The organism is Desulfosudis oleivorans Hxd3 (assembly GCF_000018405.1).
Classification (GTDB): domain Bacteria; phylum Desulfobacterota; class Desulfobacteria; order Desulfobacterales; family Desulfosudaceae; genus Desulfosudis; species Desulfosudis oleivorans.
Genome location: NC_009943.1, coordinates 758,208 through 784,601, shown reverse-complemented (window position 1 = coordinate 784,601; position 26,394 = coordinate 758,208). Strand labels below are relative to the sequence as shown.

Below are 26,394 nucleotides of genomic sequence, written 5' to 3'. Positions count from 1 at the left end.
AAGACCCAAAATCGACAATTTATGGATGGACACTACCTATAAAAGCCAAGGACCTCCGATAGTTTACACTGAGTACCTGGGCATAAACTCCCCCTCGCCCGTTGCAGCGCAGCCGAGCGCAAATGCTGTTTTCGGAAAAAGCGGGCAGACAGGATAGGGGCGGCCGGCGGTCGCCCGACTGATGGGCAACCACCGGTTGCCCCTGCATAATCGCCCGCGCCAAGAAAAGTACGCGAATCATGCCAGGGCAGTAACCTATGGCAGCCACTCCGCATGCAGCTTTCTGTTGTTCGCCGCACAATCCCGAAGGTAAAGATTGATCAGGCTCTGGTAGGGAATTCCGGTCTCCTCGGCCATGGTCTTAAAATACTGGACCGTGTCCCGGTCCAGGCGCATGGTCACCGGCTGTTTCAGATGCTTTACATAAGGGTTCTTGCGGCCCTTCATTTTGGAAAAATCATAATGGTCTCTCATGATCTGTGCCTCCAGTATTCATTTTCTTCATCCCCGTCGGCTTTCCTGGCGGAAATGATCCTGATAATTTTATCGCTTTTTCGAAAGCAGTGGCACACGACAAGCACCCTGAGCCTGTAACTGATGCCGAGCAGAATAAACCGTTCCTCCTTGTCTGAATGATCAGGGTCGAAATATTGAATGGCATGCACATCATAAAAAACAGCGCGGGCTTCCTCAAAAGAAACCCCATGCTTTTTAATATTCGCCCGCTCCTTCCGTTCGTCCCATTCAAACAGTAACTCGCTCATATGTACATTGTATTGACAATAGGTGTAATGTCAAGGCCCTTCTTATAGAGACAACCAGCGTCCACAGACAAGCCCCTTGCGGCCTGCACGTGGTGATTTGACATCGATTTGAATGATAAAAAGGGCGAAAAATGACATTTTATCATTGACAGCCCTTTGCCGGAAATGTCAACAATGGGATCAGCAGTACTCATTACAAGCCCGCTCTCTTTTTTTCTGAAGTTGGTCTTTTTTATCATCTTCTTTTCTTAAAGGGGCAATTGCAATCTCAAAACCAAAGGAAGACAAATGACACAGGCCCAGAACGGCAACACCGTAAAAGTGCACTATACCGGGAAACTGGAAAACGGCGAGATTTTTGATTCGTCAGAAGGCCGGGACCCGCTGGAGTTTACCATCGGGCAGGGACAGATGATTCCCGGGTTCGAGGCGGCGGTGATCGGCATGAAAGCCGGTGAAACCAAGACCGCCGAGAAAGTCCCGGCCGACCAGGCCTATGCCTACCACGAGGAGCTGGTCATGGAGGTGGGCCGGGACCAGATTCCGGAAAACCTCAGCACCGAAGTCGGCCAGCGCCTGCAGGCCCAGCAGCCGGACGGACAGGTCCTTGTGGTGGAGATTGTCGCGGCCACGGATGACACGGTTACACTGGACGCCAACCATCCCCTGGCCGGCAAAGACCTGTACTTTGACCTGGAGGTGGTGGAAGTCAGCTAGTTTCGAAGGAGACACCTCTGGTTGACTCTGAAGAAGGAGATTGCTTCGTCGCTTCGCTCCTCGCAATGACGGACTACGCTTTGCTCCTCGCAATGACGTTTGATTCCGTATCAAAAGGAGCATTCTGCCTTAGAAAGCAAAAGGCCCCGCATGCTTTTCGCTTGCGGGGCCTTTTTGTTTTCATTCCAGTGCTGTTTCAAAGGTCATTGCGAGCCGAAGGCAAAGCAATCCCCCCTGCATTACGCATGCCATGAGATTGCTTCGTCGCTGCGCTCCTCGCAATGACGGACTGCGCTTTGCTCCTCATGACGGGGATGCGTCTGGGCACCTTCGCAAGGCAACAGAACTTACTTTCCGGCAATCCCCAGCAGGTCCTTGCCCAGGTTCTGCATGGCTTTTTCGGTTCTCGGCGCCAGCCAGATGCCGAACAGAGCCTTTTTAATGGGCATGCCGGCGACCACCACCTCGGGCTCGGCCTTGCCGTTCTTGTAAACCTTGGTGCCAACGCCCTTCACATACTGAATATCAAACACGTCGTCCGGCTTGATCTCCTCGGCAAACACCGACAGGAACATGTCGATCTCTTTTTGAATGGACGCGGTGTTGCCGCCGGTGGCCTCCTCAAAGCCTACCACCGCGGCCTCGACAAACCGTTCAGAGGAGATCAGGCTGGAGATGATCTGAATTTTCAGGGCCATGGATTCATCCGCGTCGATAATGGCCTGGGCATCAGTGGTTTTGCTTTTCAGGTAAAGACCGGCCGCGTAAATATCCACGTTTACCAGCACCACCCTTTTTTCCCGAATGCCGGCCCCGTTTAACACCAGATTTTCACCCGCTATGGTGATCGAATCCGGGAGGGTCACCTTTCCCACCGTTACCGCTGACGCGATTGATGCCATGCAAACCACCAACAGACCCACCATCAATAAACGTTTAACCATGCTGCCGCCTCCATTGTTATGAATTTTAATGTTGACTGCTTGTGCCATTATACTTCCGGACCAGACAATATACAACCGGACCGGTTACCCCGGATATTTCATGAAATATTCCGGTTATGTGGACAGCGCGTTGACCAGCACATCCAGGTAGAACCGGGCATGGCTGATATGGGCCGCCATGTTGGCCCGGTGATTGGCAAAAATGCCGTCCAGGTCGCTTTCCAGAATGATCAGGGGATCCAGGTTTGCCGCGTGATGACAGGACTCGATGGCGTGGTGAAGGGTATCCGCGCTACCCCGGGTCTCAAGGGTTTCATGAAAATCCTCGGCCACTGCCTCCAGGATCACCAGCATGGTGCTGGCCACGCCCTTGGCATAATAGAAATAATCATCCGCGGCAAAGGTGCTCACCCGGCTGCCGTCTTTCTCATGGGACTTGACAAGGTTCTCGTCGCATCCGCCCAGCACATCGGCATAGGTTTTAAACAGGGGGATGATGTTGTCCGAACGGGTGAAAAACCTGGCTTCGCCCCTGGTCAGCTTGTGGCCATAGGCCCGCACTTCCTCAACGCCCTCCTGGTATTTGTTTTCAGCGGAAGGAAGCCAGTAACTGTCTGCGGCCACCATGAACCAGTTCATGGCCCGTTCCAGATTTTCGTCCATAATATCGGTGGTGCCGGTGCGGGAGAGCCGTTCGGCCAGCATCACCGCGGTTCGGCGGGTCACTTCCAGAACGCCCAGCTGAAAATTATTGACGTTGTCGGTGGGCTGAACAATATCATTGGGCCGCCACCCCATGAACCGTTCGCTGAGCTCGTATTCCATGGGTTTGATCATGGCATTGACAAAAGCCAGCCCCTTGGTTTTGGGTTTTGAACCGGCCGCGCCGGCCGCGCCCCCGTGTTCAGACGCCGGGGCATAAGGGGCCGGCGTGGTGGTGACCACGGTTTTGCGTTTTTTATCGGCTTTTTCCGCGGCCACCGGGGTGTGTGTATCGACGGCAGCAGGAGGTGCAGCGGCATCATCAGTCGCATGCTCCGTCACGACAGCACTGGTTTCTCCATGACCGGCGGCGTCCGCCGTGACAACGGAAGCCGGGCCATGACTGTCAACGGCTGCATGGTCGTCGCTTTCAGGGCTTAGAAAGTTTAAGACAAAAGATGTTCCCCACACCACAAGCGCCACGATCACCACGGCCGCGACCACCCGTGGCACCGCATAAGCGCTGAATTTCTCTTCGTTCATGAACCGATCTCTCCTTGACAACCCGGCTTTGCCGGGCGGACCTTTTGATTGTCTGTAACCCGGTTTTGTTTTCCCCCTCACAATATACAAATACCGGTAAAATGTTAAGGACTAATTGGTTTCCATCCATAAAGGGGCCTTTTTCCGGATTGGAAACATTTTTCGTGTTCTCATAACAGATGGATGGATACTGACGAATTGAAACGCGGGCAAGGCGGGGCGGATTTGCTTGTCATTGCCTGAGCTTGCGGGTGTCCCCCACGCGAATGGTCACCTTTTTCGCGTCAAAATATTCCAGCAACGGGATGGTGTATTTGCGGGAGGCGCCGGTCATCTCCTTGAACCGGGGCGCGTCGATTGTTCCGTTTTTATTTAAAAAATCAACCAGTTCGGATTCAAGGCGTTCGAGAACAGCGCTATTAAAATAAAGATCGTCCTTGACCCTTACCAGGTCTTTCTGCTGCACCAGCAGGTAAAGCACTTCGCGGACCGCCCCGGTATCCTGGGTGCCGATGGCCCCGGGCAACTCCTTGAGGGTGGGTGGTGTAAGGCCGCTTTGGGCCAGCAGGTTCAGCAGGTCTTCCCTGATTTTCCCCTGGTCCGAGGCCAGGGCCACGGCATGGCCGGACAGGTGCACGGTGTCGCCATCCTGGACCACCTCCTTTTTTTTGACCATGCGGTCCAGCACCCGCTCAAACAGCTTGTCACCGGCCCGGCGTGCGATCCTGGATTTGATGTCCTGCCGGGGCATGCCTTTTTTCAAGGGGTTGTCCCGGTGAAATGCGTCGAGAATGGCCCGCATCTCAAAAGCGGTTTTGTCAAAAAGCGTTTTGTGAACATAGACCTGTTTTTCCCGGTCCACCAGCAGAATGGTCTGGCCCGACAGCAAACCGTCCATGGCCCTTGTCAGGGCCTTGTCCGGAAGGTTGGTCATGACCCGGAGCGCGGGCAGTGAAACGCCCCGAAACCCGGCCTGCTCGCAGTGAAAGGCGATGACCGCCTCGGGCGGGGCCGATGCCAGGTTTGCGATGGCCTCTACCAGGGATGAATCGTTGCGCCGGTGCTTGACCGGCACCGGGTTTAACACCGGGCCGCCGCCGATGGTGCGCACCGGCGAATAACTGCGCACCACCACCCGGTCATCCTTGACGCACACCACCGGCTCCTTTAACCGAATCTGGACCACGGTGTCCTGGCCGGGATCAAGGGTCTCCCGGTCCAGCAGGATTATCTGGCCCATCACCTCGGCCGTGCCGCAGTGGACCCGCACCGGGGCACGGTGCTTGATGGGCCTTGCATTGCTCTTCAACGCGTGAAAATAGATGTCCAGCATATAGGTGGGCAAAAGCTGGTCCGGCCGGCCCACCACGCCGCCGCGGGTGATCTCGGTTTTTTCCAGGCCCTGAAGGTTGATGGCGGTGCGCAGGCCGGCATCGGCCCGCTCCACGCTGCTGTTGTGGACCTGAAGGCCCCGCACCCTGGTCCGGACGTCAAAAGGGTAAAGCTCCACGGTTTCACCCACGGTCACGGCGCCGGCCACCAGGGTGCCGGTAATCACCGTGCCGAATCCTTTCATGGAAAAAACCCGGTCAATGGGAATGCGCAGCAGGTCGGTGGGGTTGCGGTCCGGCACATTCGCGGCCAGGCGTTCCAGGATCGCGGGAAACTCGGCAATGCCCTCCCCTGTAACAGCGGAGACGGGCAGCACCGGGGCCCCCTCCAGAAAGGTGTTTTGCGTAAAGTCTTCCACGTCGGCCATGGCCAGTTCCAGCATCTCTTCGTCCACCATGTCGATCTTGGTCAGCACCACAAGGCCGTGGTCAATGCCCAGCAGGGTGCAGATGTCCATGTGTTCCCGGGTCTGGGGCATCACCCCCTCGTCGGCGGCGATCACCATGGCCACCATGTCGATGCCCGAAGCCCCGGCCACCATGTTCTTGATGAACTTTTCATGGCCGGGCACATCCACGATGCCCACCTGCTGGCCGCCGGGAAGGGTAAGGGAGGCAAACCCCAGCTCAATGGTGATGCCCCTGGCCTTCTCCTCCTTGAGACGGTCCGGGTCGGTGCCGGTGAGGGCCTTGACAAAGCTGGATTTGCCGTGATCGATATGGCCGGCGGTTCCCAGAATCAGCTGTCGCACGCGTGCTCCCTATTCGCCGGGCTTCCGGTTACGAAGATAGTCAAACAGGTAGGCCAGGCCCACCATAATAACGGCCAGGCCCACGGTGGCGGCCCCGGTCATCTCGGGATGAAAAAACCGGGTCAGCAGCACGGCAAACACCAGGCCCACCACTGCCCGGACAAAAAAAATCGTAACGCCACGGTTCATGATCTATGTTCCTTATGAAATATCGTTAACCAGGTATTCTTAATATACCTGGGGTACGCCGGTCAATACATCTTCCAGTGCCGGGCAGCCAACCCGGGGGAAACGGGGTGCTGGTTTCCCCGGCAGGGATCATACCACAAAAGACTTTTCCGACCGGGTATCGGCATCCCAGAAGGTGATCTCGGTGCGGTAGCTGTCCAGGTCCACCCGGGCCGTGGTGGTATAGGGAGGCATGTTCCACGTGAGGGCCACCCGGTTTTCCGGTGTCTCTTCGATGACCAGCTCGCCGTCAAAGGCGGGATAGCTGCTGCGAAACCGCATCAGCCGGATCAGCCGCTGCACCACCTCCCGCTCCACCGCCACGGCGATTTCGTCCAGGGTGTAATTGTGCCGGTTGATGTCCCGGCCGTTCCGGGTGGCCTCCACCAGGGCCACATCGTTTTCCCCGGCCAGCAGCCCCACGTAGTAAACATGAGGAATGCCCGGCGCGTAGAACTGAAGGGTCCGGGCCGCCAGGTAGGAGTCGTCGTTGCGCTCCAGTGCCGAATAGTAGGTGCAGTTGACCTGGTAGATGTCCAGGTTCTGGTAATCGGCGGTGGAATAGATGCGCTTGATGTTGGAACCCTTTTCATACAGACCGTCCACGGTGCGCTCGATCTCCTCCTGGCTCATGAGGTCGGCCACGTCCACCACGCCCAGGCCGTCATGGGTGTCCAGGGTGGTGAACTGCCGGCGGGGACAGATGCGAAGCCAGTGCAGCAGCCGCTTGTTGGTGTGATGATAAAGGGTGTGCAGCACCAGCATGGGCAGGGCAAAGTCATAGACCCAGTAGCCTTTTTCAGCCAGCTTCAACTGGTAGGAGTAGTGCTCGTGGACCTCTGGCAGCAGCTGCACGCCGAAGGGGGAGACAAACCCCTCCAGCATTTCCAGAAGCTCCCACACTTCCGGTTCGACAAAGAAGCAGTTGGTGCCCAGGCGAATGGTGGTGTAGGCAAAAGCGTCCATGCGGATAAATTCCGGCTTTCGGCGGGAAAGAAAAATCAGAAAATCCCGGAACAGCTCCCGGGTGACCGGGGACTGGACATCCACGTCGATCTGTTCGTAGTCAAACGTGGACCAGATGGTCTCCCGTGAACCGTCGGGCCGTTCAATCACCTGATAGGGAGGCGACGGCTTTCTCGTATAGACCTTGTCCAGATCTTCCTTGCGGATTTCACCGTCGGGCGCCAGCTTGTTGAAACTCAAGAACATGTCGGCATATTCGGATTTATCTCCCTTTTCAATGAAGTCGGCCACGTACTTGGACTGGCGGGAGATGTGGTTGACCATGAAGTCGATGGTGATGTCAAAGTCCTCCTGAATCAGCTCGATGTCACGCCAGGTGCCGAAGGCGGGGTCCACCTGGTAATAGGTAACGGGGGCAAACCCCCGGTCCGCGGACGACGGGTAAAAGGGAAGCAGATGCACGCCACCGGCGGCATCGGCAAAATAGCGGCGCAACACGTAGTGCAGCTCCTGAAGGTTTTTTCCCAGGCTGTCCGGGTAACTGATAACCTGAATCCGGTTTCTCAGGGTCATGTCTTTTTCCTTTTTCCACCGCCCTCCCTTTCCAGGAAGCGGTAATGTTCCAGCCCCTCGATAATGCCGGCGGCGCAGGGGGCCTTGGCAAAATAGACGTTGCGGCGGCCCCGAAGCGGCTTAAGTTCCGGGCTGTAGTTGCCCACCACCACGCCATGAATGTCACCCCGGAGCATCTCCTCGTCATTGCCCGAATCCCCGCACACCAGAAAATGAGAGAGCGGCACCTGCCACTTGTAGGCCAGGTAGCGGATCGCCTTGCCTTTTGAGGCCCGGAAGGGAAGGATATCCAGGTATTTTTCATGGGAGTAGATCAGGGTATACCGGCACTTTTCCCGGGAAAGGATTTCGTGGATCAGGGGAATGCGGTCCTTTGCCGGTGCCATGTTGTAGCTGATTTTAAACTCCCGCTGGGTCTCTTCCCGCTGATACTCCAGAAACGGCAGGTCGGCCAGCAGGTCCACGATTCTCTCCCGGTTCCAGCCCTTGGCGATATGAGTGGCCCAGCCGTTGGAAAATTGAAGCTCCCGGCCGTAATAGAGCTCGGCCCCCACGGAGGCGATCACGATATCCGGTGGCGCCACACCCAGTTCCTTGAGAAAGGCCACGGCCGATGAAACGGTTCGGCCCGTGGCCACACCGAACCCCACGCGGTTCCGGTTCTCCTTAAGAATGCGAACCAGTTCGTCCAGCCGGCTGTTGTCCTCTCCGGCCAGTGTGTTGTCGATATCGGTGATCAGAAAGCGGTCCAGCCGCAGCAGGCGCCGGCCGATGGCGTTGGAGGGCCGGGCCACGTCCATGCCCTGTTTTCCCGTCTCGGCCAAGGTCTGGCGCAGGGATTTCACATACCGGTCCACGTGGCTCTCCCAGGTGTAGTGTTTCCGCACGTTCATCACACCGTTGCGCGAACAGCGCTTCCATGTGTCCGGCCGGGTGAGAAGGGTCTTGATGGCGCCGCTGATCTCCTCCGGGTTCAGCGGGTCCACCAGCAGGCCGCAGTCGCAGTTGGCCATGATATCCCGGGGCCCGCCGTCCTTTGTAGCCACAAGGGGCAGGCCGGTGGCCGCGGCCTCGATCAGGGTGAGGCCGAAGGGTTCGGTCAGGGCCACGTTGACAAACACCCCTTTGCGCTCGGCGGCAATGCGGTAAAGCTCGGGCACCTCGTGTTCAAAATCGTGCTGCTTGGGAATGGCCATCTTGCCGTACAGGTCATACTTGTCCATGGAGAGCAACATCATGGTCAGCACGTCCTGCTCGTTATCGCCCATCCGGGTGATGTCTTTTCGAATACCGGCAAATACCGCCAGGTTGGCCATGGAGGAAAGCTCCCGGTCCGAGCCGAAGGCCTGGATCAGGCCGGATATGTTCTTGCGCTTGTCCGGCCGCGACAGGGCCAGCACCAGGGGCTTGTCCGGCTGCATGAAAAACCGGTTCATCTCCTCGATCACCGAAGCCCGGGCAAAGAGGGCCGCCTCGGTGCGCTCGTTGTCCCCGGCGATATCGTGGTAATAGGGATAGAAACGGTCCACGTCGATACCCGGCGGAATCACGCAGAACCGTTCCGGCAGGTGGTGGTCCGTGTAGGCGCCGTACTGCTTTTCCACCTCCTGGTGCGTACTGGTCACCACCAGGTCGCAGCTTTTAAGCACATCCTCCTCCACGCGAATGCGGTGGTCGATGCGGTACTTTTTTATAATATCGGCCTCGCGCATGCCGTCCTTGAGCAGCCGCTCCTTTTTCTGGCGGCCCAGGGAGTGACCGGTGAACACAAACCCGATGTCAAACAGCTGGGCCAGCTGGGACGCCACGTACCCGGCATCGGCATAATGACCGTGAACAATATCCGGCACCCGGTCCTGTGACCGGATGAACTGAATGGTCTTGTCCACGTACTCGTCCAGATGGGGCCACAACAGCTCCTTTCGAAGGTATCGGCCGCCGCCGCAGGGAATGCGCACGATGCGGAATTTATCGTTGACCTGCACCACCGGTTCGGCATAGTCACTGGAAACCGCCTTGTCCGTGACGCGCCGGGTCAGCAGGTCCACCCGTTCCACGTCCTTGTGCCGGCTCAGGTGGCGGGCCAGCTCTACCACGTACAACACCTGGCCCCCGGTATCGGCGTCCCGGCCCATCTCCATGTTGCGGTCCCGCACCAGGCCGTGAATGCTGAACATCTGGATATATAGCCCCCGTTTTGTCATCGGCTTTCTCCGGTGTCTTTGTAAAAAAATTCGGGCAGGCGACCCTGCCTGTAAAAATCGGGTGAATCGGGCACCGCGCCCTGAATACCGCAGATGCGGCCGGCAAACTCCGTGGCTGCCTCCAGAATGGTTGACAGATGACGGTTCTGCAAGAACCCGGCGGCCGTGACCGCGGCAAAGGCATCACCGGCGCCCACGGTGTCCACCACCGGCGGACCGGCGGACCGGGACGGCAGGTCGATGCGGACATGATCGTCAGGGGTAAACAACCGGCCGCCCCGGCTGCCCAGGGTCAGGGCCACCAGCACCAGCCCGCGGGCTTCCATCAGCCGGCGAATCATGGTTTCCGTATCCCCTTGAATGTCAAACATCTCTCCGATAACGGCCAGCTCCGCGTCATTGAGCTTCAGCAGGTCGGCCTGTTGCAGGGCGCCATCGACAATTGCCCGGTCATAGCCGCCGGGTCGAAGGTTGATATCGCAGAAAAACCGGGTTTCCGGCGGGGCCGCCTGAAACATCTCTTCCATGGCCTGCCGGCTCTGCTCAGACCGCTGGGCCAGGGTACCGAAATAGACCATGTCCGGCGGGGTGCGCATCAGGTCCATGACTTGATCGGTGCACGCCAGGTAGTCGTAGGCTGCCGGCGCAACAATATCAAACCGGTGGCCCCCGTCCGCCTCTGGATGGACCATGACCCGGCCGGTGGCATACTCGGGATCGATCTGAACGTTCTCGCGGGACAGCCCGAACCGGTGCATCAGGTCCAGAATCGCCCTGCCGTTGGCATCCTTTCCCACCCGGGTGACAAAGTGAACGGGAAACCCCATGTTTGCCAGGTGAACGGCAAAATTAAAGGGGGCGCCGCCGATCCGCTTGTCTTCGGGGAAAACGTCAAACAACACCTCGCCGATAGCCACCACCATGGGTCACTCCCTTGTCTCTGGTGCCGGACGCCGGCACGTGGAAAGAGAACCGGGCCGGCCGGCCCTGCGCTCATCCACGAAAAGTGTCCGCACTGCATGGGTTGAAAAGAAGAAGCGGACCGGTGCCGGCAACGGCCCGGCACCCGTATATGTGATATCCGGAAAACTCATAACATGATGTTAAGGTAATACAAAATCGCGGGGCCCGTCAAGGCGGGGAAGAACGCATGGTGCGGGAGAGGTGCGCGGCGGTCTCCGCCTGCCCCGCGTATGGCACGGGTTATCTGGGCAAAAAAGCAAGGCCCGGCCAGGGTGGAAACGCCCGGAGAATAACGCTTTCGATCTACACCATCTCTTCTTCGGCCTGCTGGTCGATGATGAACCGGGAGGTCATGTTCGCGGTCTCAGTGGTCACTTCGCGCATACGGACCGTGCCGGTGTTGACCTCCTGTGTCTTGTCCGCGATCTCACTGGCCGACTGGTCGATGGCCAGAATGTCTTTGGCGATCTCGGCGGCCACCATGGAGGACTGGGCCACGTTCTCATTGACCTCGCCGATGCCGGTGGAGGCCCGGGCCACGTTGTTGGCGATTTCCCGGGTGGTGGTGGTCTGCTGTTCCACGGCCGTGGCAATGGTGGCCACCACCTCGTTGACGTCGTTGATGATCTTGGTGATCTGGCTGATCTCCTTGATGGTGCCGGCCGTGGAGTTCTGAATGCCCTCGATCTTGTTCTTGATCTCCATGGTGGCCTCGGAGGTGGCCGAGGCCAGCTCCTTGATCTCGTTGGCCACCACGGCAAACCCCTTGCCGTATTCGCCGGCCCGGGCCGCCTCGATGGTGGCGTTTAAGGCCAGCAGGTTGGTCTGGTCGGAAATCTCGGCGATGGTCTCCAGCACCTCGCCGATCTCCCGGGCCGCCCGGCCCAGCTCTTCCACCTGGTCTGACGCCTTCTGGGCCTGGGCCACGGCCCCCTCGGTCATGGTGCTGGCGTTCTCGGAGTTGCGGGCCACCTCGGCGATGGTGGCGGTCATCTCCTCGGTGGAGGTGGCCACCATCTTGATGTTGGACGAGGCCTGCTCCATGGCCAGGGCCACGGATTCCATGTTGGCGTTCATCTCCTCGGCGGCGCCGGCCACGGCATTGGTGCGGTTGCGGTTCTTTTCAACGGTCTTCTGCATGGACTCGGTCAGGACCAGCAGGCCGCCGGCCGAATCATTCACCACCACTGATTTGTCCCGGACCACGGTCATGATGATCTGAATCTTTTTCATAAACTTGTTGAACCACTTGGCCGCCTGGCCCTTTTCATCGTGGGGGTAGTCCTTCAGGCTGCGGTTGAATTCCCGGACACGGGCGGTGAGGTCGCTTCTGGCTTCAAAAATATCCACCGACATGTTCCTGCAGATTTCGATGATCTCGTAAACCGGCCCCAGCACGCTGCCTGCCACGAACCATATAATCACACTGTTTAAAATGATCATGATGCCGCCCAGGGCCCAGAAGGCACCGGCGGAGCTGCTCATGGAAAACATGAGCCCCAGCATGATCACGGTGACCGGAATCACCAGCAGCAGCAGCTTGGTACGAACACTCGCCCGTTTTATCCTCTCAGGAAGCATGGTTGACTCCTTGTATGAAAATGTAAAAAGCCGGCCGGTGGCCGTGCCCTGTAACCCGCTTGTTCCATAAGACTTTAGGCAATATTTCCGGGCATGTCAAGCCCATTGCCCTCATAGCCGGCCCTTTCTCAGGATCGCGATCAGCAGCCACACGCCCATGATGGCGGCGCCGGCAAACCCGATGATGCCCAGCAATGACATGCCGAACACCAGGGGCGGAATCTTGGTGGCGATGATCATGGCCGAACCGATGAGCAGTGCCCCGATGATGATGGAAAAAGAGAGGCGGTTGCTCACCTGGTCCATGGTGGACAAAAGCGTCTTGAGCCCCCGGATCTCCATCTGGAAAGCGATCTTTTCTCCCTTTATCATCCGGGTGATGTCCAGCAGCTCGCCGGGGAACTGGCGCGCAAACCGGCCCAGGTCGGCGGCGGTTCTGGCTGTGGCCGAGGCGATGCGAAAAGGAGAAAACCGGGCCAGCTTCACCCGCCGCAGAAAAGGCGTGGCATGGGTAATAATGTCAAAATCGGGGTCCAACCGGCGGGCGATGCCTTCCACCGTGGCAATGGCCTTGATCATCAAAAACACGTTGGGCGGAATGCGCAGCCGGTGACGGGTGAGCATCTCCAGCAGGTGGTGGAGCAGGCTGCCCAGGTCCATCTCTTTTAACGGCTTGTACAGGTGCTGGCCGATGAACTCGGCCACGTCCCTTTCCAGGGCCAGCCGGTTGGGCTCGTCGTCCCAGATGGCCAGCTTGAGCAGCACGTCGGTGGTGTCGGAAACATTCTGGTGGACCAGGGCGTCGAGCAGATCGACAAACATCTCCCGGTGCTTCAAGGCCACGTTGCCCACCAGGCCGAAATCCAGGGGGCAGATCACGTTGCCGGGAAGAACGAAGATATTGCCCGGATGGGGGTCGGCATGAAAAAAGCCGTGGTTGAAGACCTGCTTTAAAGTGACGTCCGTTCCCCGTTTCGTGAGAAGCTTCTTGTCGTAGCCTTCGGCCTCCAGCCGGGCCACATCGGATATCTTTATGCCGTCGATATGCTCCATTACCAGGACCCGGCCGGTGGTGTACTCCCGGAACACCCGGGGCACATGGATGGTCTCGTCGCCGGAAAACTGCCGTTTGAACCGCTCGATGTTGGTGGCCTCGATGGTGAAATCCAGCTCCCGCTCCAGGGCACGGGCAAACTCCTCCACAATCTGGACCGGCCGGTGCGGGGCAAACTCCTCAATGTTGCGCTCCATCAGGCCGGCCAGGTACATCATGATCTCCAGGTCGGCCTCCACCGTCTTCTTGATGCCCGGCCGCCGCACCTTGACCGCCACCCGTTCCCCGGTCAGCAGCACCGCGGAATAGACCTGGGCAATGGAGGCGGACGCAATGGGGGTTTTATCGATAGAGGCGAACACCACATTCACGGGCCGGCCCAGGTCCTCGCGCAACACCTCGGAAATGGCGTCAAAGGGGGAGGCCGGAACATTGTCCTGAAGCCGGGTCAGTTCGTTTACCAGGTCGATGGGAATCAGGCCGGGCTGGGTGGACATGACCTGGCCCAGCTTGATGAAGGTGGAGCCCAGCTCCTCAAAGGCCATGCGGACCCGTTCGGCCCGGGAGAGCCGCTCGGTCTGCTCCCGGTGCTGCCTTGAAATCATCTGCATGCCGATTTCAAGGTACTGCTCGATTTTCAACAGCTCGACAAACTCGCCGAACCCGTACTTGAAAAAGATGGTCAGTATCTGACGATACCGGTTCAGGTGGCGGTAGGTCCTGCCGATAATGCCGATTTTGCGTATGCTGAGCATCAAATATTACCGATCGTCATCGGCGGCGGAAGAATCTTCAATGGAAAGGGTTTTGCGCATGTGCTGAATCTCGTCTTTGACTTCGGTCATCTCCTCCCGGGTCACGAAATTGGCCTTGGCCAGCAGGTCCCGGACGGTGCGCTCCACTTTTTCCTCCAGTTTCTCTTTGGACTCATCGTATCGCTTCATAAAGTCGTTGACGAACTTTTTGCCCTCGTTTTCCGACAGTTCGGCCCGCTGCACAAGGTCGGAGGCGAACTCCTCCACCTCTTCCTTGGTTTTCAGTGCCAGGCCGATGCCCGCAAACATGGCTTTTTTCAAAAGGTCGATCATTACATCTCCTCCTTTTTTTTCTGATGAATATTCGGGCAGGCAACCGGGATTACGCATCAGGTCGCTAAAGTGACCATGTTGCGCCCGCCGGCCTTCGAAGAATATAAGGCATCATCGGCTTTTTTAACAAGGGGTTTTTTGTTTTTGGCATGAATGGGGAACCCGGCCACACCCAGGCTGATGGTCACCTGAAGATATTCGCCGGGAGCGTGTTCCACCCGAAGCGCCTCGACGCGGCGGCGGATCTTTTCAGCCAGGGCAAAGGCGGCCTCCGGCCCGGTCTCGTGAAGCAGCAGGGCCATCTCCTCACCACCGTACCGGGCCACCACGTCTGAACTTCTGCAGCTCTCCCGAATTTCAGCGGCCACCTCCCGCAGCACCATGTCCCCGGCCTGGTGGCCCCAAGTGTCATTAAACCGCTTGAAGTGATCGATATCGATCATGATCATGGAAAGCTCCCGGCCCTTGCGCTTGGCCAGCAACAGTTCCTGCTGCAGCATGTTCTGAAAATAGTCGTGGTTGTAAAGCCCGGTCAGCCCGTCGGTGACCGCTTTTCTGGAAAGTTCCAGCCGGCCGGCGGCGGACAGGGAGATGATCTCCAGGGTCTCAATCCGGTCCCGGGTAAAGGCGTTGCGGGTCAGGTTGTTTTCAAAATAGAGCAACCCGATCAGGGCGGTCCCCTCGTCGGTGGTTACGGTGATGGGCATGCAGAGAATGGACTTGACGTCATTGCCCTGAATATAGTCCTCCGAGTGAAGCATGGGCAAAATATCCTGGGGCTCCTGGGCGTTGTGAATCACCAGGCTCTCCTGGGTCCGGGCCACGTAATTGACCACGGTGTGGGAGAGGGTCTCTTTCTGGTCCACCGGCGTGGACTGCATGATCGCCACATCCCGGGAGCCAACGGACCACTCGGCCTCCACAAACAGGGCCATCTGGGCATCTTCTTCTTCCCGTGCCTCCTTGCGAAAAATCAGCAGCCCCTTCTGTGCCCCGGCAAACTCGACAGCCGCGCGAATGATGCGATCCACCATTTTGGTATGAATCCGTTCCTCGGCAATGGCCTTCAACGCCTTGCGAAGGGCGGAAAGGTCAATGGCCGCGGCGGTCATGGTGCTGGAAGTGCCGCCGGTGGAACTTCTGGCCACCAGCAGGGGCCCGGACGAGCCATACCGTTGCTCTATCTGTCGCACCTTGGCCGCTGCCCCCCAGCGTGCGTAGGCACCCCGGGCCTCGGCCGCGCAGGCCCTGCCGAACTCGTCATATCCCCTGGCAAAATGAAAATCAGCGGCCAGTTCAGCGGCCAGGGCCTGGTTCTGCAGAAAGCCGTGCTTTCGGGCCTCGACCATGGCCTGGTGATACAGGGCCGTGGCCCGGCCGGTGTCTCCGGCGCATCGGGCCTGCTCGGCCCGCATCAGGCAGGCCATGTGGGTGAAATTCTCCGGGCAGCTTTTTTCCCATTCCCGGTACCGGGCGACGCACCGTTTCATCACCTTTGTGTTTTTCTTTTTTCCGGCCGGAGAGGCTTCGTCGTAAAGCTTTGCGGCGGAAAGACACCAGTAAAAACAGACCTGGGCCACGTACAGCGTGCCCATGGCGTACGCTTCCAGGGGCCCTGCCTTGACAGCGGTGTCAAAACACTGCTGGTAGTTGCCGAAGAGAAACATGATCATGCAGCGCTTGGCATAATGGATGAAAACGCCCAGCTGAAGGTTTTCATCCTCAATGGCGCGAAGCCGGGCTTCCCGGTCGTTCCACTGGGTCTGAAGGTTCTCCTTTGTGCTCTTTTCGGTGCCGGTGAGCTGAAGAAAAATCTCGTAGGTGTCCATGTAATTGTTCAGCACAAAGGGCGAATCCAGACGCTCCAGAAACGCCTTGTGGGAAAGGTGGGCCTCGAATACGCCATCCAGGGGAAGCCCGGCGAACATCGAGTAGGCCGCGGAGACATTGATGCTGTGGCCGGTAAAAATCACATCCCCGGTTTCCATGCCGTGACGGATGGCCAGTGACAGGTAGTGCATGGTGTTTTTCACATGCTCGCACCAGGGCAGGATGAAATAGGCATACACGAAATAGGACTTGCAGAAGGAGGGGGTGTCGTTGAACCGGTTGATGGTCTTGAGGCCGACCTTGCCCACGCGGTACCCGTACTGGAGAAATCCCAGCTTGGAGCCGAAAATCAGGCCCAGCGGAATCAGGCCAAAGGCCACAAACTCGGGCAGGCCGTACTTAATACCCATGCGGCATCCCATGATGATGCACGCGGCAAACAGGTTGGGGTTGGCGTAATAGGCGGGCACGCCCACGGCGGTAAGCAGGGCGGCGATGGCCCGCTGCTTCCGGTCGGTCATCACCGGAAGATTAGAAACCGCCTCCACCGGCATGAATCCCTGAGTGAGCCGAAACCGGACCAGTTCCCGCAGCACGCGAAGCTTGCCCGCATGGGGGGAAAGCCGGACCCCCAGGCGGGCCAGGGCCGCCAGCCCAATCTCTATGGCCTTGTCCGGCTTGTCCACCGCGGTGTAAAGCATCACGATCTGCCGGTCCACCTCGGCCCGGTCAATGGGGTCGGTGGTGTGGGCCAGCATTTCGTCAAAAATACGGTTCGCCCCCTCCGGATCACCGGTTAGAAACAGGCTCTCCCCCAGCTGCCGCATCAGGGACCAGGACAGATCATGCAGGGTCTCCCACCGGTTGTCCGGCAGCAGGGACGCGGCGGTTGAAAAATAGCCTGCCGCCGCCGTGTAGGCGGATGCGGCCCTGGCCTTCTCCCCGGCGCGCATGTTGAGGCGGGCCGCTTCCATGCGACGGTCCGGGTCGGCAAGGGCGGGCAGGGCGCAATTGAACTGGTAGACGATTTGAAAAAGGTTCTCCTCCAGCTCCTGCTCGCCGGTGGTATCGAGCAACAGCTCGCCGATGCGCAGATGAAGGCCGGGACGGTCGTTTTCCGACACCAGGGAGTAAGCCGCCTCCCGGATCTTGTCATGCTGAAAGAGATACAGGTTGCCTTCGGGCCGGACCAGGTCAGCGGCCACGGCCTCGGACAGGTCGGCCACCACCTCGTCAATGGACCGCCCCAGAAGGGTAGCGGCCATGTCCAGCTCGAACCGGCTTCCCAGGCAGGCGCAGGCCAGCAGTGTTTCCCGGGCACCGGAATCCAGGGCGGAGATCTTGCCGACCATCAGCTCGATCACGTTGTCGGTGATCTGAAGCCGGTCGATATCGGCGGCCTTCCAGTGCCAGCCCCTTTCCACATCCAGCTCCAGCAGGCCCTGATCATAAATGGTCTTTAAAAACTGGTTGACGAAAAAAGGGACACCATTGGTTTTTTTGTATACCAGGCCGGCCAGGGGCTCAGCCCGCACCATACCGCACCTTAAGAAAAGGGCGATAAACTCATTGAGTTGCCCCGGGGTAAAGGCTTCCAGGTGAACCCGCTCCACCGGCACGCCCTTGGATTCCGTCTTTTCCAGGATCGATTCCACCGGGCCCCGCTCGGGTGCGTCGCTTCGGTACGCGGCAATGATAAACAGTGCCCCCATGTCGGACTCACCGGCCAGGTGGCTCAGCAAAGAGAGGCTTTCCGGATCGGCGGCGTGCAGGTCGTCCAGAAAGATCGTCAGCGGATGGCTCTCCCTGGCAAACACCCGCACAAACTGCTTGAAGGCATAGTTGAGCCGGTGCCGGGCCTCTTCCACACCGGCCAGCTCAGGCGGCGCGGGCTGACGGCCGATGAGCAGCTCCAGTTCGGGAAGAATATTGATCATCAACTGCGCGTTGGCGCCCAGGGAGGTCAGCAGGTTTTCCCGCCAGGCAGCGATGCGATCCGCGGACTGGGACAGAATCTGCTTGATCAGTCCCCGAAAGGCCTCGTCAAAACCGCTGTAGGGAACCGATGCCCGAAGCGTCTCAAACCGCCCGGTACAGAGGAACCCCTTGCGCGACACGGCCTCCCGGCATACATGGCCGGCCAGAAAGGTCTTGCCCGTTCCCGTGTCACCGGATATGACGGCCAGGCGGCTGGTCCCCTGCTCCACCCGGCGGAACAGGGCCACCAGCCGGTCTGCTTCCGCTTCCCGGCCCACCAGTTTCCGGGGAATAACAAACGCCACCGACATGTCCCTGGCGGCAATGTCAAACCGTTCCACCCGTCCGTTGGCGCGCAGGAATTCCAGGCATTTTTTCAGGTCATGGGCCAGGCCGAAGCTGCTCTGGTACCGGTCCTCGGCCTCTTTGGACATCAGCTTCATCACGATATCCGACACCACCGGCGGAATGGCGGCGTTAAGCTCCACCGGCGGCACCGGACGTCGGGCCATGTGAGCGTGAAACAGCTCCAGGGGATCACTGATGTCATCAAAGGGAAGCCGCTGGGTGAGCAGTTCGTAAAACGTGACCCCCAGGGCATAGAGGTCCGTGTGATACCCCACCGGCCGGTTCATGCGGCCGGTCTGTTCTGGGGCCATGTAGGCAAAGGTGCCATCAATGGCTGCTTCCTCTCCGGTGTCCGGCTCCTCACGGGTTAAAGTGGATGAGATGCCGAAATCGGTGAGCTTGGTCTGTTTTGTTTTTATGTTGAGAAGAATATTGTGGGGCTTGATGTCCCGGTGAACGATCTTTTTCCCGTGCAGTTTTCCCAGGGCCTCGGCCACCTGAATACCGGTGGTCAGAAACAGTTCCAGGGAAAACGCCTGCCTGGCGGCCTGCTTTTTTAAGGATACACCGTCAAAATCCTCCACCACCAGAGCGATGCGGCCGTGGTGCTCCACCATGTCGAGCACCCGGACCACCGAAGCATCCTCCAGTGACCGGACCAGCTCATACTCCCTTCGAAAACGGGCCACTTCCGAGGGGGTGGGGCTGTCGGTGTTGAGCACTTTGACGATCACGGTTTGGCCGGTGTCGTCACCGGCTTTCCTGCCCCGGTAGACCGTGGACGTCCGTGTCTCATCAATTTTTTCAAACAGGGTATAACCGGGAATCTGGTCCATATATGTATCCCAAGGAGATGTATGATGAGGGCCGGAACATGTGAGGGCGGTCAGAACACGGAAAAGCACAAATCAGGTAGACACCAACAGGCCCGGTGCATTTTTAGTCTAATTACTATAGGCCACAACCGGCTTGGTTGACAAGCTTTTTAATTTTACGGCCCTTTCCTCCGGGTCACAAAAAACGTGTTTCCCCACTGCCGATATTGACTATTTTTCACCATAAACAAAAACAGTCCTGACTGTTTTTCATTAGCAGGAATAATAGCCATTCTGGAACAGCGCTTATCCCACCCCCGATTTTTTTTCCTCCTTAATCAAATGCAGGGGCGAACAGACCCAAATCCCTTTTTTTATTTCAAACGGCTCATCCACCGGCGCGACCACGCAGGCGGTTTCGGGTCGCAGACCATCAACCAGCTCGTAAAAGCCACGGGAGGGTTGCGGGGCCTTGGAGAGCTTGCATTCAAAAACATGGTATCGCCCGGCCCGCTCCAGCACCAGGTCGATTTCAGCGCCGTTGGAGGTGCGTAAGAACGACGGCCGCCAGCGGGGATGCAGGGCAATAAGATTTTCAATCACAAACCCTTCCCAGGAGGCGCCGGCCGTTGGGTTGGCCAGCAGGTAATCATAGGACTCAATATCCAGCAACGCGTGAAGAATACCGCTGTCGGTCAGAAACACCTTGGGCGACTTGACCAGCCGTTTTTTAAGATTGGCGGCAAACGGGGGCAGCAGCCGGACCATATAGGTCTGTTCCAGCAGGGCCAGGTACTTTTTCAGGGTCGGCACGGCCAGGTCCGCTGATGCGGCCAGTTTCTGGTAGTTGATGGTCTGGCCGTGGCAGTGGGCCAGAAGCAGCCACAGCCGTTCGATCACCGGCACCGGAATGTTAAATCCCAGGGCCGGGATATCGCGCTCCATGAATGTACGGATAAAATCCAGGCGCCATTCAAAACCGGCCTGCTCGTCATGGGCCAGGGCGCTTTCCGGGAACCCGCCCCGAAGCCACAGGTCCGCCCACGACAATTTGCCGACCATTTCCGCCAGCAAAAAGGGCGTCAGGTCATGATAAGCGATCCGCCCGGCCAGGGACTCGGTTGACTGCCGGATCAGGTCCCGGGACGCCGACCCTAAAATCAAAAAGCGACCCGGCCGTCGATCCTTGTCGATCTCCGAGCGCAGCACGGAAAAAAATTCCGGCAGCAGCTGAATCTCATCCAGGCAGATCAGTCTGCTCCGGTATTGCTCAAAAAACAGTTCCGGCTCAGAAAGCTTGTTCCGGTCCACCCGGTCCTGCAAATCCAAATAGATCGATGTGGCCGGATCAATCAACTGCCGGGCAGTGGTGGATTTCCCGCATTGCCGGGGGCCGAGGATTGCCACGGCCGGAGACCGGGCAAGGGACCGGAGAATATCCGTTTCAATAAGCCTGGGGATATAACCATGCATATTTAAAACTCCTATTATTATTTTACATGGATAATATCACTGTTTATTATTCCTTTCAAGCCGCCGCCAGCTTTTTTATGCACTTTACCCAAATATTTAAAGCGTTAAGAGTTAGCCTTTACCGCCGCTGCCGGGCATGCCGGCCCGCGTTTCCTGGTTGATATTGCCCAACATTTCTGGTAGGAAGCAGAAACGTTGATACCGCTGCCCGCGCCCCCGTAGCTCAGTGGATAGAGCAATGGATTCCTAATCCATGTGCCGCAAGTTCGATTCTTGCCGGGGGCACCAGTAAAATCAAGGCTTCACACGTTTTCATAAATTCCATTTTTTATCCGGGGGGACCATAGGGGGACCACATGTAGGCTCAGGACCCGGAAACAGGAGAGTGGAAAAGTGCCCACGCCGGCGGCAATGTCGCGTTGCGGGTTTTCGGAAAAGCCATGGAAAACACACCGCTTGGTAATTCCGATGGATTCCATTTATCCGGAGATGAATTTGCCTTAGAGGGAAATTCCGTTGAAGAAATAGAGGCGACAGTTGCAGAAGTTCAAAAAAACCTTGACAAGACGCCAATTAGAGTCAAATTTAAAGGCAAGGAGATAGCCCTCACCTTGCAGTTTACGCACGCCATTGGCGAAAACCATGAGGTGGCAGATGAAAAACTCGAAAAAATCAAACGCAAACTCAGGCAACAACTCCCGAAGGGGACAGGGCTCCGGGGCGCAGTCTATGACGATGCGGGAACTGGCAGCGTTTCTGGAAAGCCAGGGGGCAAAGACGACATCGTATATGTCGAAGACAAAGCGAAGCCTGAAACCACTGAGCCACTACAAGACGAAGTAACCCCCGCCGAAGCCACACCTGCGCCAGAGCCTGCAAAACAAGCTGATGTGCCAAGCGCACAAACAGTTACAGGGCCGTCTACCGAGGCGGCTCCAGCCAAACCGGACGGTGACACTGGAGTATCCGAACAGCCAGCCGTTTATTCTTCCAAAGAAACGGGTGATGCAGTAAATGAGCCGACAGGACACTCACCAGAACAACTCGAATTTGACATCACCCTCCAGCCGGAAAGTGATACCGTTCCCGGTAGCCTCGAGGCGTACCGGGAGATTAAATACGCGACCACTGGCTACCTATACGGCTCCGGAGCCAGAATCAATGGCGACAGTGACGCCGCAAGCCTCATATCACAGAGGATACGCAAAAGACCCCAGGAAAACGCCTACGTCATAATCACCAATCATGACGGAAACCCCCTAAGCGACTATTCTGATTATTGAGAGAGACCGCCATGTCAATTGATTCAGCAAGGATTGTCTGCACTGGTTGCGACTACGAAACATACGAGGTGTATCGCCCTATTCGGATTCGATATCAAACCACGAACGGAAGGGCCATCGAGACTGGCTGTGCCAAAGGATGGTGTTACGACTGTGCAAGCTATTCCGATATCGAAAGAATGAATCAAGGAGAGTTGCACGACGAACTGGTTTCAAAAGAGCGCGAACGGCTTGAGGCACGCCATCATCAGGATGAGTTGAATTGCGGTTTCCTCTCCAACTTCCGGCATCGGTCAGAGAAAAGACAATTGCAGTATCAACTTGAATGTCTGAACGAGGAAATAGCCGAGCTTGGCGGGTTGCTTGAAATTGCAAAGAGCCGGAAACCGAAAGCAAGATGCCTAAAGTGCTGGTCTGACAGAACCGCTCTGCTAACGTTCGACTCTGAGAGCAACATTGCGTATGACTTTAAGCACGAGTGCGGCGGAAATTTGCAGATCATTCACGACCACTCAGGGCCACGAATAAACTTCCGGGTGTCAACTTATATACTGAACGAAGAGGGTGAGTTTCTCGGTGAGGAGTAACTTGCCTAACGAATGTAGATCGTGCAACGATCGCATTCACCGGATGCTGATTCCGTAGCGCTCCAGTGCGACCGCTTATGCGGAGCGTTATGGGTATAAAAAACAAAAAAATAAGAGGCTATGGAAATGAGTACAGTAACAGTTTTTTTTATATCATTTGTAGGTGTTGGGTTGATATACGCAATCATTGCGGCCTTCACAAAAATATTTTATAAAAACAAATCAATTGCCGACCTAAGTCTTTTTGAACTCAAAGTATTAGACGACGAGGCAACTGTCGGGGGCCGCCTTGCCGGGTTTGTTGTAAATCTATTTTCAAGCATAATCGCTCCTCCGATATATATTTTAGCCGGTATAATAACATTTATATTTTGGATTTTGGCAGATTAAAGGAGGAGTTATGAATATAGGAGAATTGAAAAAATTTACATTTGTTGACATTGAAAATGGTAATAACCATTACGTTTATATTTATCTTTTATATTCTAAGAACTTTTTCAAGAAGCTGTTTTTCAAGCTCACCTTTGAGTCAAAGTTCCCGCATTATGTGTTCACAGATATAATGAAAGTAATGAGAAATGAAGGCTGGTATTTTGAAAATTTGGTGGGCACAAGCACCGAGTTGTCTATTGGTACTGTTAAAGTTGTGCCTTTTAGTTCAGCAGACGAGACAAAATATGGTACTGATCATAACTGTTGGCAGGCTAATTTTTTTAAAGATGCACGGGGTAAACAAGAAAACTACATAGACGAATATAATGAAAAATACGGCCATCCCGAAGAGCTGGGTTTACATGATGCCTATAGGTAAAGTGAAGATCGTCGATTTGAGAATCAAAAGACCCCTCTCAGCTATCGTTTTTAGAGAAACTATCCGGGACTCCTTGCGAGGAAGTTGCCTCGTTAAAAATCGGGTTCCCGGTGTGAAGTTATCAGTACGGTTACCACGGCTACGCGAAGGGTATTTACTGCTCAGGTTGACGCTTTTTTATAGGATACGGAAAATTCTTTTTTATAGTGTCAGAAAACTACCGGCCTTTTTTATAGTGCCGGAAAACTACTGGGCTTTTTTATAGTGGGGAAAAACTCTTTTTCCCGGTTTTGACAACCGCACTAATTTTTATTGACTCCCCAGAAGAATAGCGTAAGTTTTGAGCAGAACTCTTCCAAGAATATAAAATACCCTCTGGAGGGGAAATGGGCACACCTCAAAATTATTGGCTCGGCTTCTTTTTTTCATTTAAAGGCCGGATCACTAGAAAACAGTGGTGGATATACTGTTTTCCTCTTCTGTGCCTTGGGGGTATGGTGGGAGTGGTTTTGGATATCGCTTTAACCTACAGAAGTAGCGACGAGAGTGGTGGGCTCGTCATTCTTCTTATTAGCCTAATATTTATCGGTTGGCCAGCTTGGGCCTTATCGGTTAAGCGTTGGCAGGATCGGAACAAATCTGGCTTGTGGATTTTTGTCAATTTCATCCCGGTTATTGGACCGGTTTGGATGCTTATCGAAAATGGGTTTCTTCGTGGCACTTCTGGTAATAATAAATATGGTCCCGACCCACTTGCCGGTGAAATCCTGATTGAAACGAACAGCGAACCGATTATACCGATAGTCGGCCAGGCAGCTAGTAGCTCAACTGACGATTATTCAACATCGCAGTCCCGCTATCAAGCAGATAAAGTCATGGGGTCCAATCCCCCCAATCCCCAGACAAATGATGAGTTAAAAGCCTATTATGGAATTATTTATGACGGTACTCATTATTATTTCGGCCCGCACAAATATACAACACTTGAAGATGCGATTAATTATGCAAAACTCAGAATGGGAAAAAAGGGGGGTGAGCAAAAAAAGGTATCGGACTCTACTTTGACCCAAGAAACACCGCAAATAGAAAAAAAATCAGCGCTGCAGCGTGCTTTTAAAATAATTGGATTTATAATCACTGCAATAGTTTCCTTGTTCATATGTTTTTTAATATATGTATATCAACATGAATATGTATCAAGAAAAAATATAAAAGCGTATGTGTCTTATGCTGATGAATGTGGGAAGGGGTACCCTTTATGGATAAAGATTGAAAACAATAGTTCCCGAACGGTTAATAGATTTCAATGTTCAATTAATGTAAGGATTAAAGGGCGGAGTTCTATTGTTGGTTCAGGAGTTTATGAGACCGATATAATAACTGAACCGGGCGAAGAGATTAACCATTGTATAAGGTTACCAAAGATAGAATTGGCGAAAGGACAATACGAAGTGAAAGCTTTAGATTATGAAGTTGAGGTTTTGGAGATAGAGTTCGCGCTATCATCTGCCATGGACCGATTTTTGGACGAGTTGCGCAAATTCTAATGGCCTTTCGGGGTGGCAAGATAGGCGTCACGGTCTACCGTTTTTCCCTGACGTAAAACTTCGCTCCTTTTAGGTTCAGTTCGGTATCCTGGAGGTGTCTTCCCTCGTTGCCCAGAAACTGTATTCTCATTCTTATGGCAGTGAAGGGCTTCTTCTGCTCCTTCTCCGTCGGACGATGTTCGGATGGCATTGGCTACCTCCTCTTCATTGTTGAACGTCGGGTCCTTGATCAAGCGGTGATAGTGGCTGGCTGTGATTAGCTTTGCAGGTTTAAAATAATCATACGCTCTCTAATCCGGCTTGCCCAGATTTTTGACCCTTTTTTATAGTGCCGGAAAACCACTGGGTTTCTTTATAGTGGGAAAAGACTCTTTCCCGGGCCACTGGTCCGGGTTCCGGGCCGCACCGCGCCGAATCCTCTTTTTTGTGTTTCTTGGAAGCGCCACCCGCCCAAAAGCGCAAAGCCGAAAGCAAAACAAGATTGCCCAGAAGCATGGTATATCATGTAAGTGCATTATGTTTTGTTAGACTAAAGCCTAAAATGGCTATGGGGCGTTTGTTTGTTCCAAGGCTTGCCGGTGTTACGTTTGCACGAATACGGGAAAATTTATAGTCTATCGTTTTGTGAGCGTATCCGGTTTTTTTAGTCTATCATTTTGCAATGCGTATAAGTCTATCATTTTGTGAGCGTGAATTTTTCCTATGGCGCTGGTTCGCCGGGTCTTGGAAACCACGCCTTATCACTTTGGGCCGTTTGTAGAAGACCACGCCAGGGGTCCACCTCAAATAATCTTCGGCCAGGGCAAAGACGCTTTGATCGTGTTTGCCGCCGCCGCCCTGATGCACTAGTTTTGCAAGCCCCTTTGCCAGAACGTCGTCAATGCCCCGTGTAATGCCCGCCATATTCATAAAATAAACATCCATAAGTTTCTTATATGGCAAGGTCAGGCTGTCTCCATTTACCAGAATCCTTTCTTTCTTGCCGTTAATTTTGACGTTATTGAATATTCGAGCATCAAGCAAGGCCGTCAAAACCATATGGCCGGTTGCGGTAAGTGAGCAATAAGCCGGACTCTGGTAAAGCATCCTTTCCCAATAAAAACCCCCAGGCCGTGGCCGATAGTCAAACGGCTTTGGATACCTGCCTTGACCTTTAGGCCGGATTGATATATTATCCTTCATAACTTATCCTTTTTGAAAGGCCGTTTTCCCGCCCGGAAATGGCCTTTCGTTTTTTCAGGCTATACTTCTCC

At 55.6% G+C, this 26,394-nt stretch carries 21 protein-coding genes and 1 tRNA gene; 7 read left to right on the top strand and 15 right to left on the bottom strand.

Translation table 11 applies throughout. From position 1 onward, the window contains the following. Positions 1-255: 255 nt before the first annotated feature. The gene (locus DOLE_RS03400) at positions 256-474 is read right to left on the bottom strand and encodes a BrnA antitoxin family protein (protein WP_012174088.1); all 219 of its coding nucleotides are present in this window, start codon (positions 472-474) and stop codon (positions 256-258) included. Continuing rightward, positions 471-764, bottom strand: coding sequence for a BrnT family toxin (locus DOLE_RS03395; RefSeq protein WP_012174087.1), 294 nt, complete (start codon positions 762-764; stop codon positions 471-473). The genes DOLE_RS03400 and DOLE_RS03395 overlap by 4 nt, the downstream gene beginning before the upstream one ends. Positions 765-1,052: 288 nt before the next feature. Between DOLE_RS03395 and DOLE_RS03385 the strand changes: the two genes are divergently transcribed. Then, positions 1,053-1,481, top strand: coding sequence for an FKBP-type peptidyl-prolyl cis-trans isomerase (locus tag DOLE_RS03385; RefSeq protein WP_012174085.1), 429 nt, complete (start codon positions 1,053-1,055; stop codon positions 1,479-1,481). Between the two features lie 347 nt (positions 1,482-1,828). Here the strand turns inward: DOLE_RS03385 and DOLE_RS03375 are convergent, their stop codons facing one another. The 12 genes from DOLE_RS03375 to DOLE_RS03320 form a co-directional block, all read right to left on the bottom strand. Then, positions 1,829-2,425, bottom strand: a complete 597-nt coding sequence (locus DOLE_RS03375; RefSeq protein WP_012174084.1) for a chalcone isomerase family protein — start codon at positions 2,423-2,425, stop codon at positions 1,829-1,831. 114 nt (positions 2,426-2,539) lie between these two features. Then, on the bottom strand, positions 2,540-3,670 hold the full coding sequence (locus DOLE_RS03370; RefSeq protein ID WP_012174083.1) for a DUF2333 family protein: 1,131 nt from the start codon (positions 3,668-3,670) through the stop codon (positions 2,540-2,542). Positions 3,671-3,902: 232 nt separating this feature from the next. Further along, positions 3,903-5,813 carry a selenocysteine-specific translation elongation factor gene (selB, locus tag DOLE_RS03365; protein WP_012174082.1) on the bottom strand — a complete coding sequence of 637 codons (1,911 nt, stop codon included), beginning with the start codon at positions 5,811-5,813 and terminating at the stop codon, positions 3,903-3,905. A 9-nt stretch (positions 5,814-5,822) separates the two neighbouring features. Then, positions 5,823-6,002, bottom strand: coding sequence for a hypothetical protein (locus DOLE_RS03360; protein ID WP_012174081.1), 180 nt, complete (start codon positions 6,000-6,002; stop codon positions 5,823-5,825). Positions 6,003-6,131: 129 nt separating this feature from the next. After that, positions 6,132-7,580: a sucrose phosphorylase gene (gene gtfA, locus DOLE_RS03355; protein ID WP_012174080.1), complete on the bottom strand. Its 1,449-nt coding sequence runs from the start codon at positions 7,578-7,580 to the stop codon at positions 6,132-6,134. Then, entirely contained in the window at positions 7,577-9,784 is a 2,208-nt protein-coding gene (locus DOLE_RS03350; protein WP_012174079.1) for an HAD-IIB family hydrolase, read from the bottom strand. The genes gtfA and DOLE_RS03350 overlap by 4 nt, the downstream gene beginning before the upstream one ends. Continuing rightward, positions 9,781-10,707, bottom strand: a complete 927-nt coding sequence (locus tag DOLE_RS03345; protein WP_012174078.1) for a carbohydrate kinase family protein — start codon at positions 10,705-10,707, stop codon at positions 9,781-9,783. Before DOLE_RS03345 ends, DOLE_RS03350 begins: the two co-directional genes overlap by 4 nt. 343 nt (positions 10,708-11,050) lie before the next feature. Further along, positions 11,051-12,328, bottom strand: a complete 1,278-nt coding sequence (locus DOLE_RS03340; RefSeq protein WP_012174077.1) for a methyl-accepting chemotaxis protein — start codon at positions 12,326-12,328, stop codon at positions 11,051-11,053. A 111-nt stretch (positions 12,329-12,439) separates the two neighbouring features. Next, a complete protein-coding gene (locus DOLE_RS03335) occupies positions 12,440-14,137 on the bottom strand; it encodes an ABC1 kinase family protein (RefSeq protein ID WP_012174076.1) in 1,698 nt (565 codons plus the stop codon). Between the two features lie 6 nt (positions 14,138-14,143). Continuing rightward, on the bottom strand, positions 14,144-14,470 hold the full coding sequence (locus DOLE_RS03330; protein ID WP_012174075.1) for a phasin family protein: 327 nt from the start codon (positions 14,468-14,470) through the stop codon (positions 14,144-14,146). Positions 14,471-14,526: 56 nt separating this feature from the next. Further along, on the bottom strand, positions 14,527-19,461 hold the full coding sequence (locus DOLE_RS03325; RefSeq protein WP_012174074.1) for a BREX system ATP-binding domain-containing protein: 4,935 nt from the start codon (positions 19,459-19,461) through the stop codon (positions 14,527-14,529). A 285-nt stretch (positions 19,462-19,746) separates the two neighbouring features. Beyond that, positions 19,747-20,913 (bottom strand): ATP-binding protein, encoded by a 1,167-nt coding sequence (locus DOLE_RS03320; protein ID WP_012174073.1) that lies wholly within the window; start codon positions 20,911-20,913, stop codon positions 19,747-19,749. A 212-nt stretch (positions 20,914-21,125) separates the two neighbouring features. On the opposite strand from DOLE_RS03320, the gene DOLE_RS03315 reads away from it, so the two are divergent. The 6 genes from DOLE_RS03315 (at position 21,126) to DOLE_RS16980 (ending at position 25,141) form a co-directional block, all read left to right on the top strand. Continuing rightward, positions 21,126-21,201, top strand: a tRNA-Arg gene (locus DOLE_RS03315). Positions 21,202-21,353: 152 nt separating this feature from the next. Beyond that, positions 21,354-22,196, top strand: coding sequence for a hypothetical protein (locus tag DOLE_RS03310; RefSeq protein ID WP_041280327.1), 843 nt, complete (start codon positions 21,354-21,356; stop codon positions 22,194-22,196). An 11-nt stretch (positions 22,197-22,207) separates the two neighbouring features. Then, on the top strand, positions 22,208-22,783 hold the full coding sequence (locus tag DOLE_RS03305; RefSeq protein WP_153304344.1) for a hypothetical protein: 576 nt from the start codon (positions 22,208-22,210) through the stop codon (positions 22,781-22,783). 126 nt (positions 22,784-22,909) lie between these two features. Continuing rightward, positions 22,910-23,173 (top strand): hypothetical protein, encoded by a 264-nt coding sequence (locus DOLE_RS03300; protein WP_041280325.1) that lies wholly within the window; start codon positions 22,910-22,912, stop codon positions 23,171-23,173. 10 nt (positions 23,174-23,183) lie between these two features. Then, on the top strand, positions 23,184-23,594 hold the full coding sequence (locus DOLE_RS03295; protein WP_012174070.1) for a hypothetical protein: 411 nt from the start codon (positions 23,184-23,186) through the stop codon (positions 23,592-23,594). Between the two features lie 386 nt (positions 23,595-23,980). Next, complete coding sequence (locus tag DOLE_RS16980) at positions 23,981-25,141, top strand: DUF805 domain-containing protein (RefSeq protein ID WP_012174069.1); 1,161 nt, start codon at positions 23,981-23,983, stop codon at positions 25,139-25,141. 651 nt (positions 25,142-25,792) lie between these two features. Here the strand turns inward: DOLE_RS16980 and DOLE_RS03285 are convergent. Then, on the bottom strand, positions 25,793-26,323 hold the full coding sequence (locus tag DOLE_RS03285; RefSeq protein WP_041280324.1) for a hypothetical protein: 531 nt from the start codon (positions 26,321-26,323) through the stop codon (positions 25,793-25,795). Between the last annotated feature and the right edge of the window lie 71 nt (positions 26,324-26,394).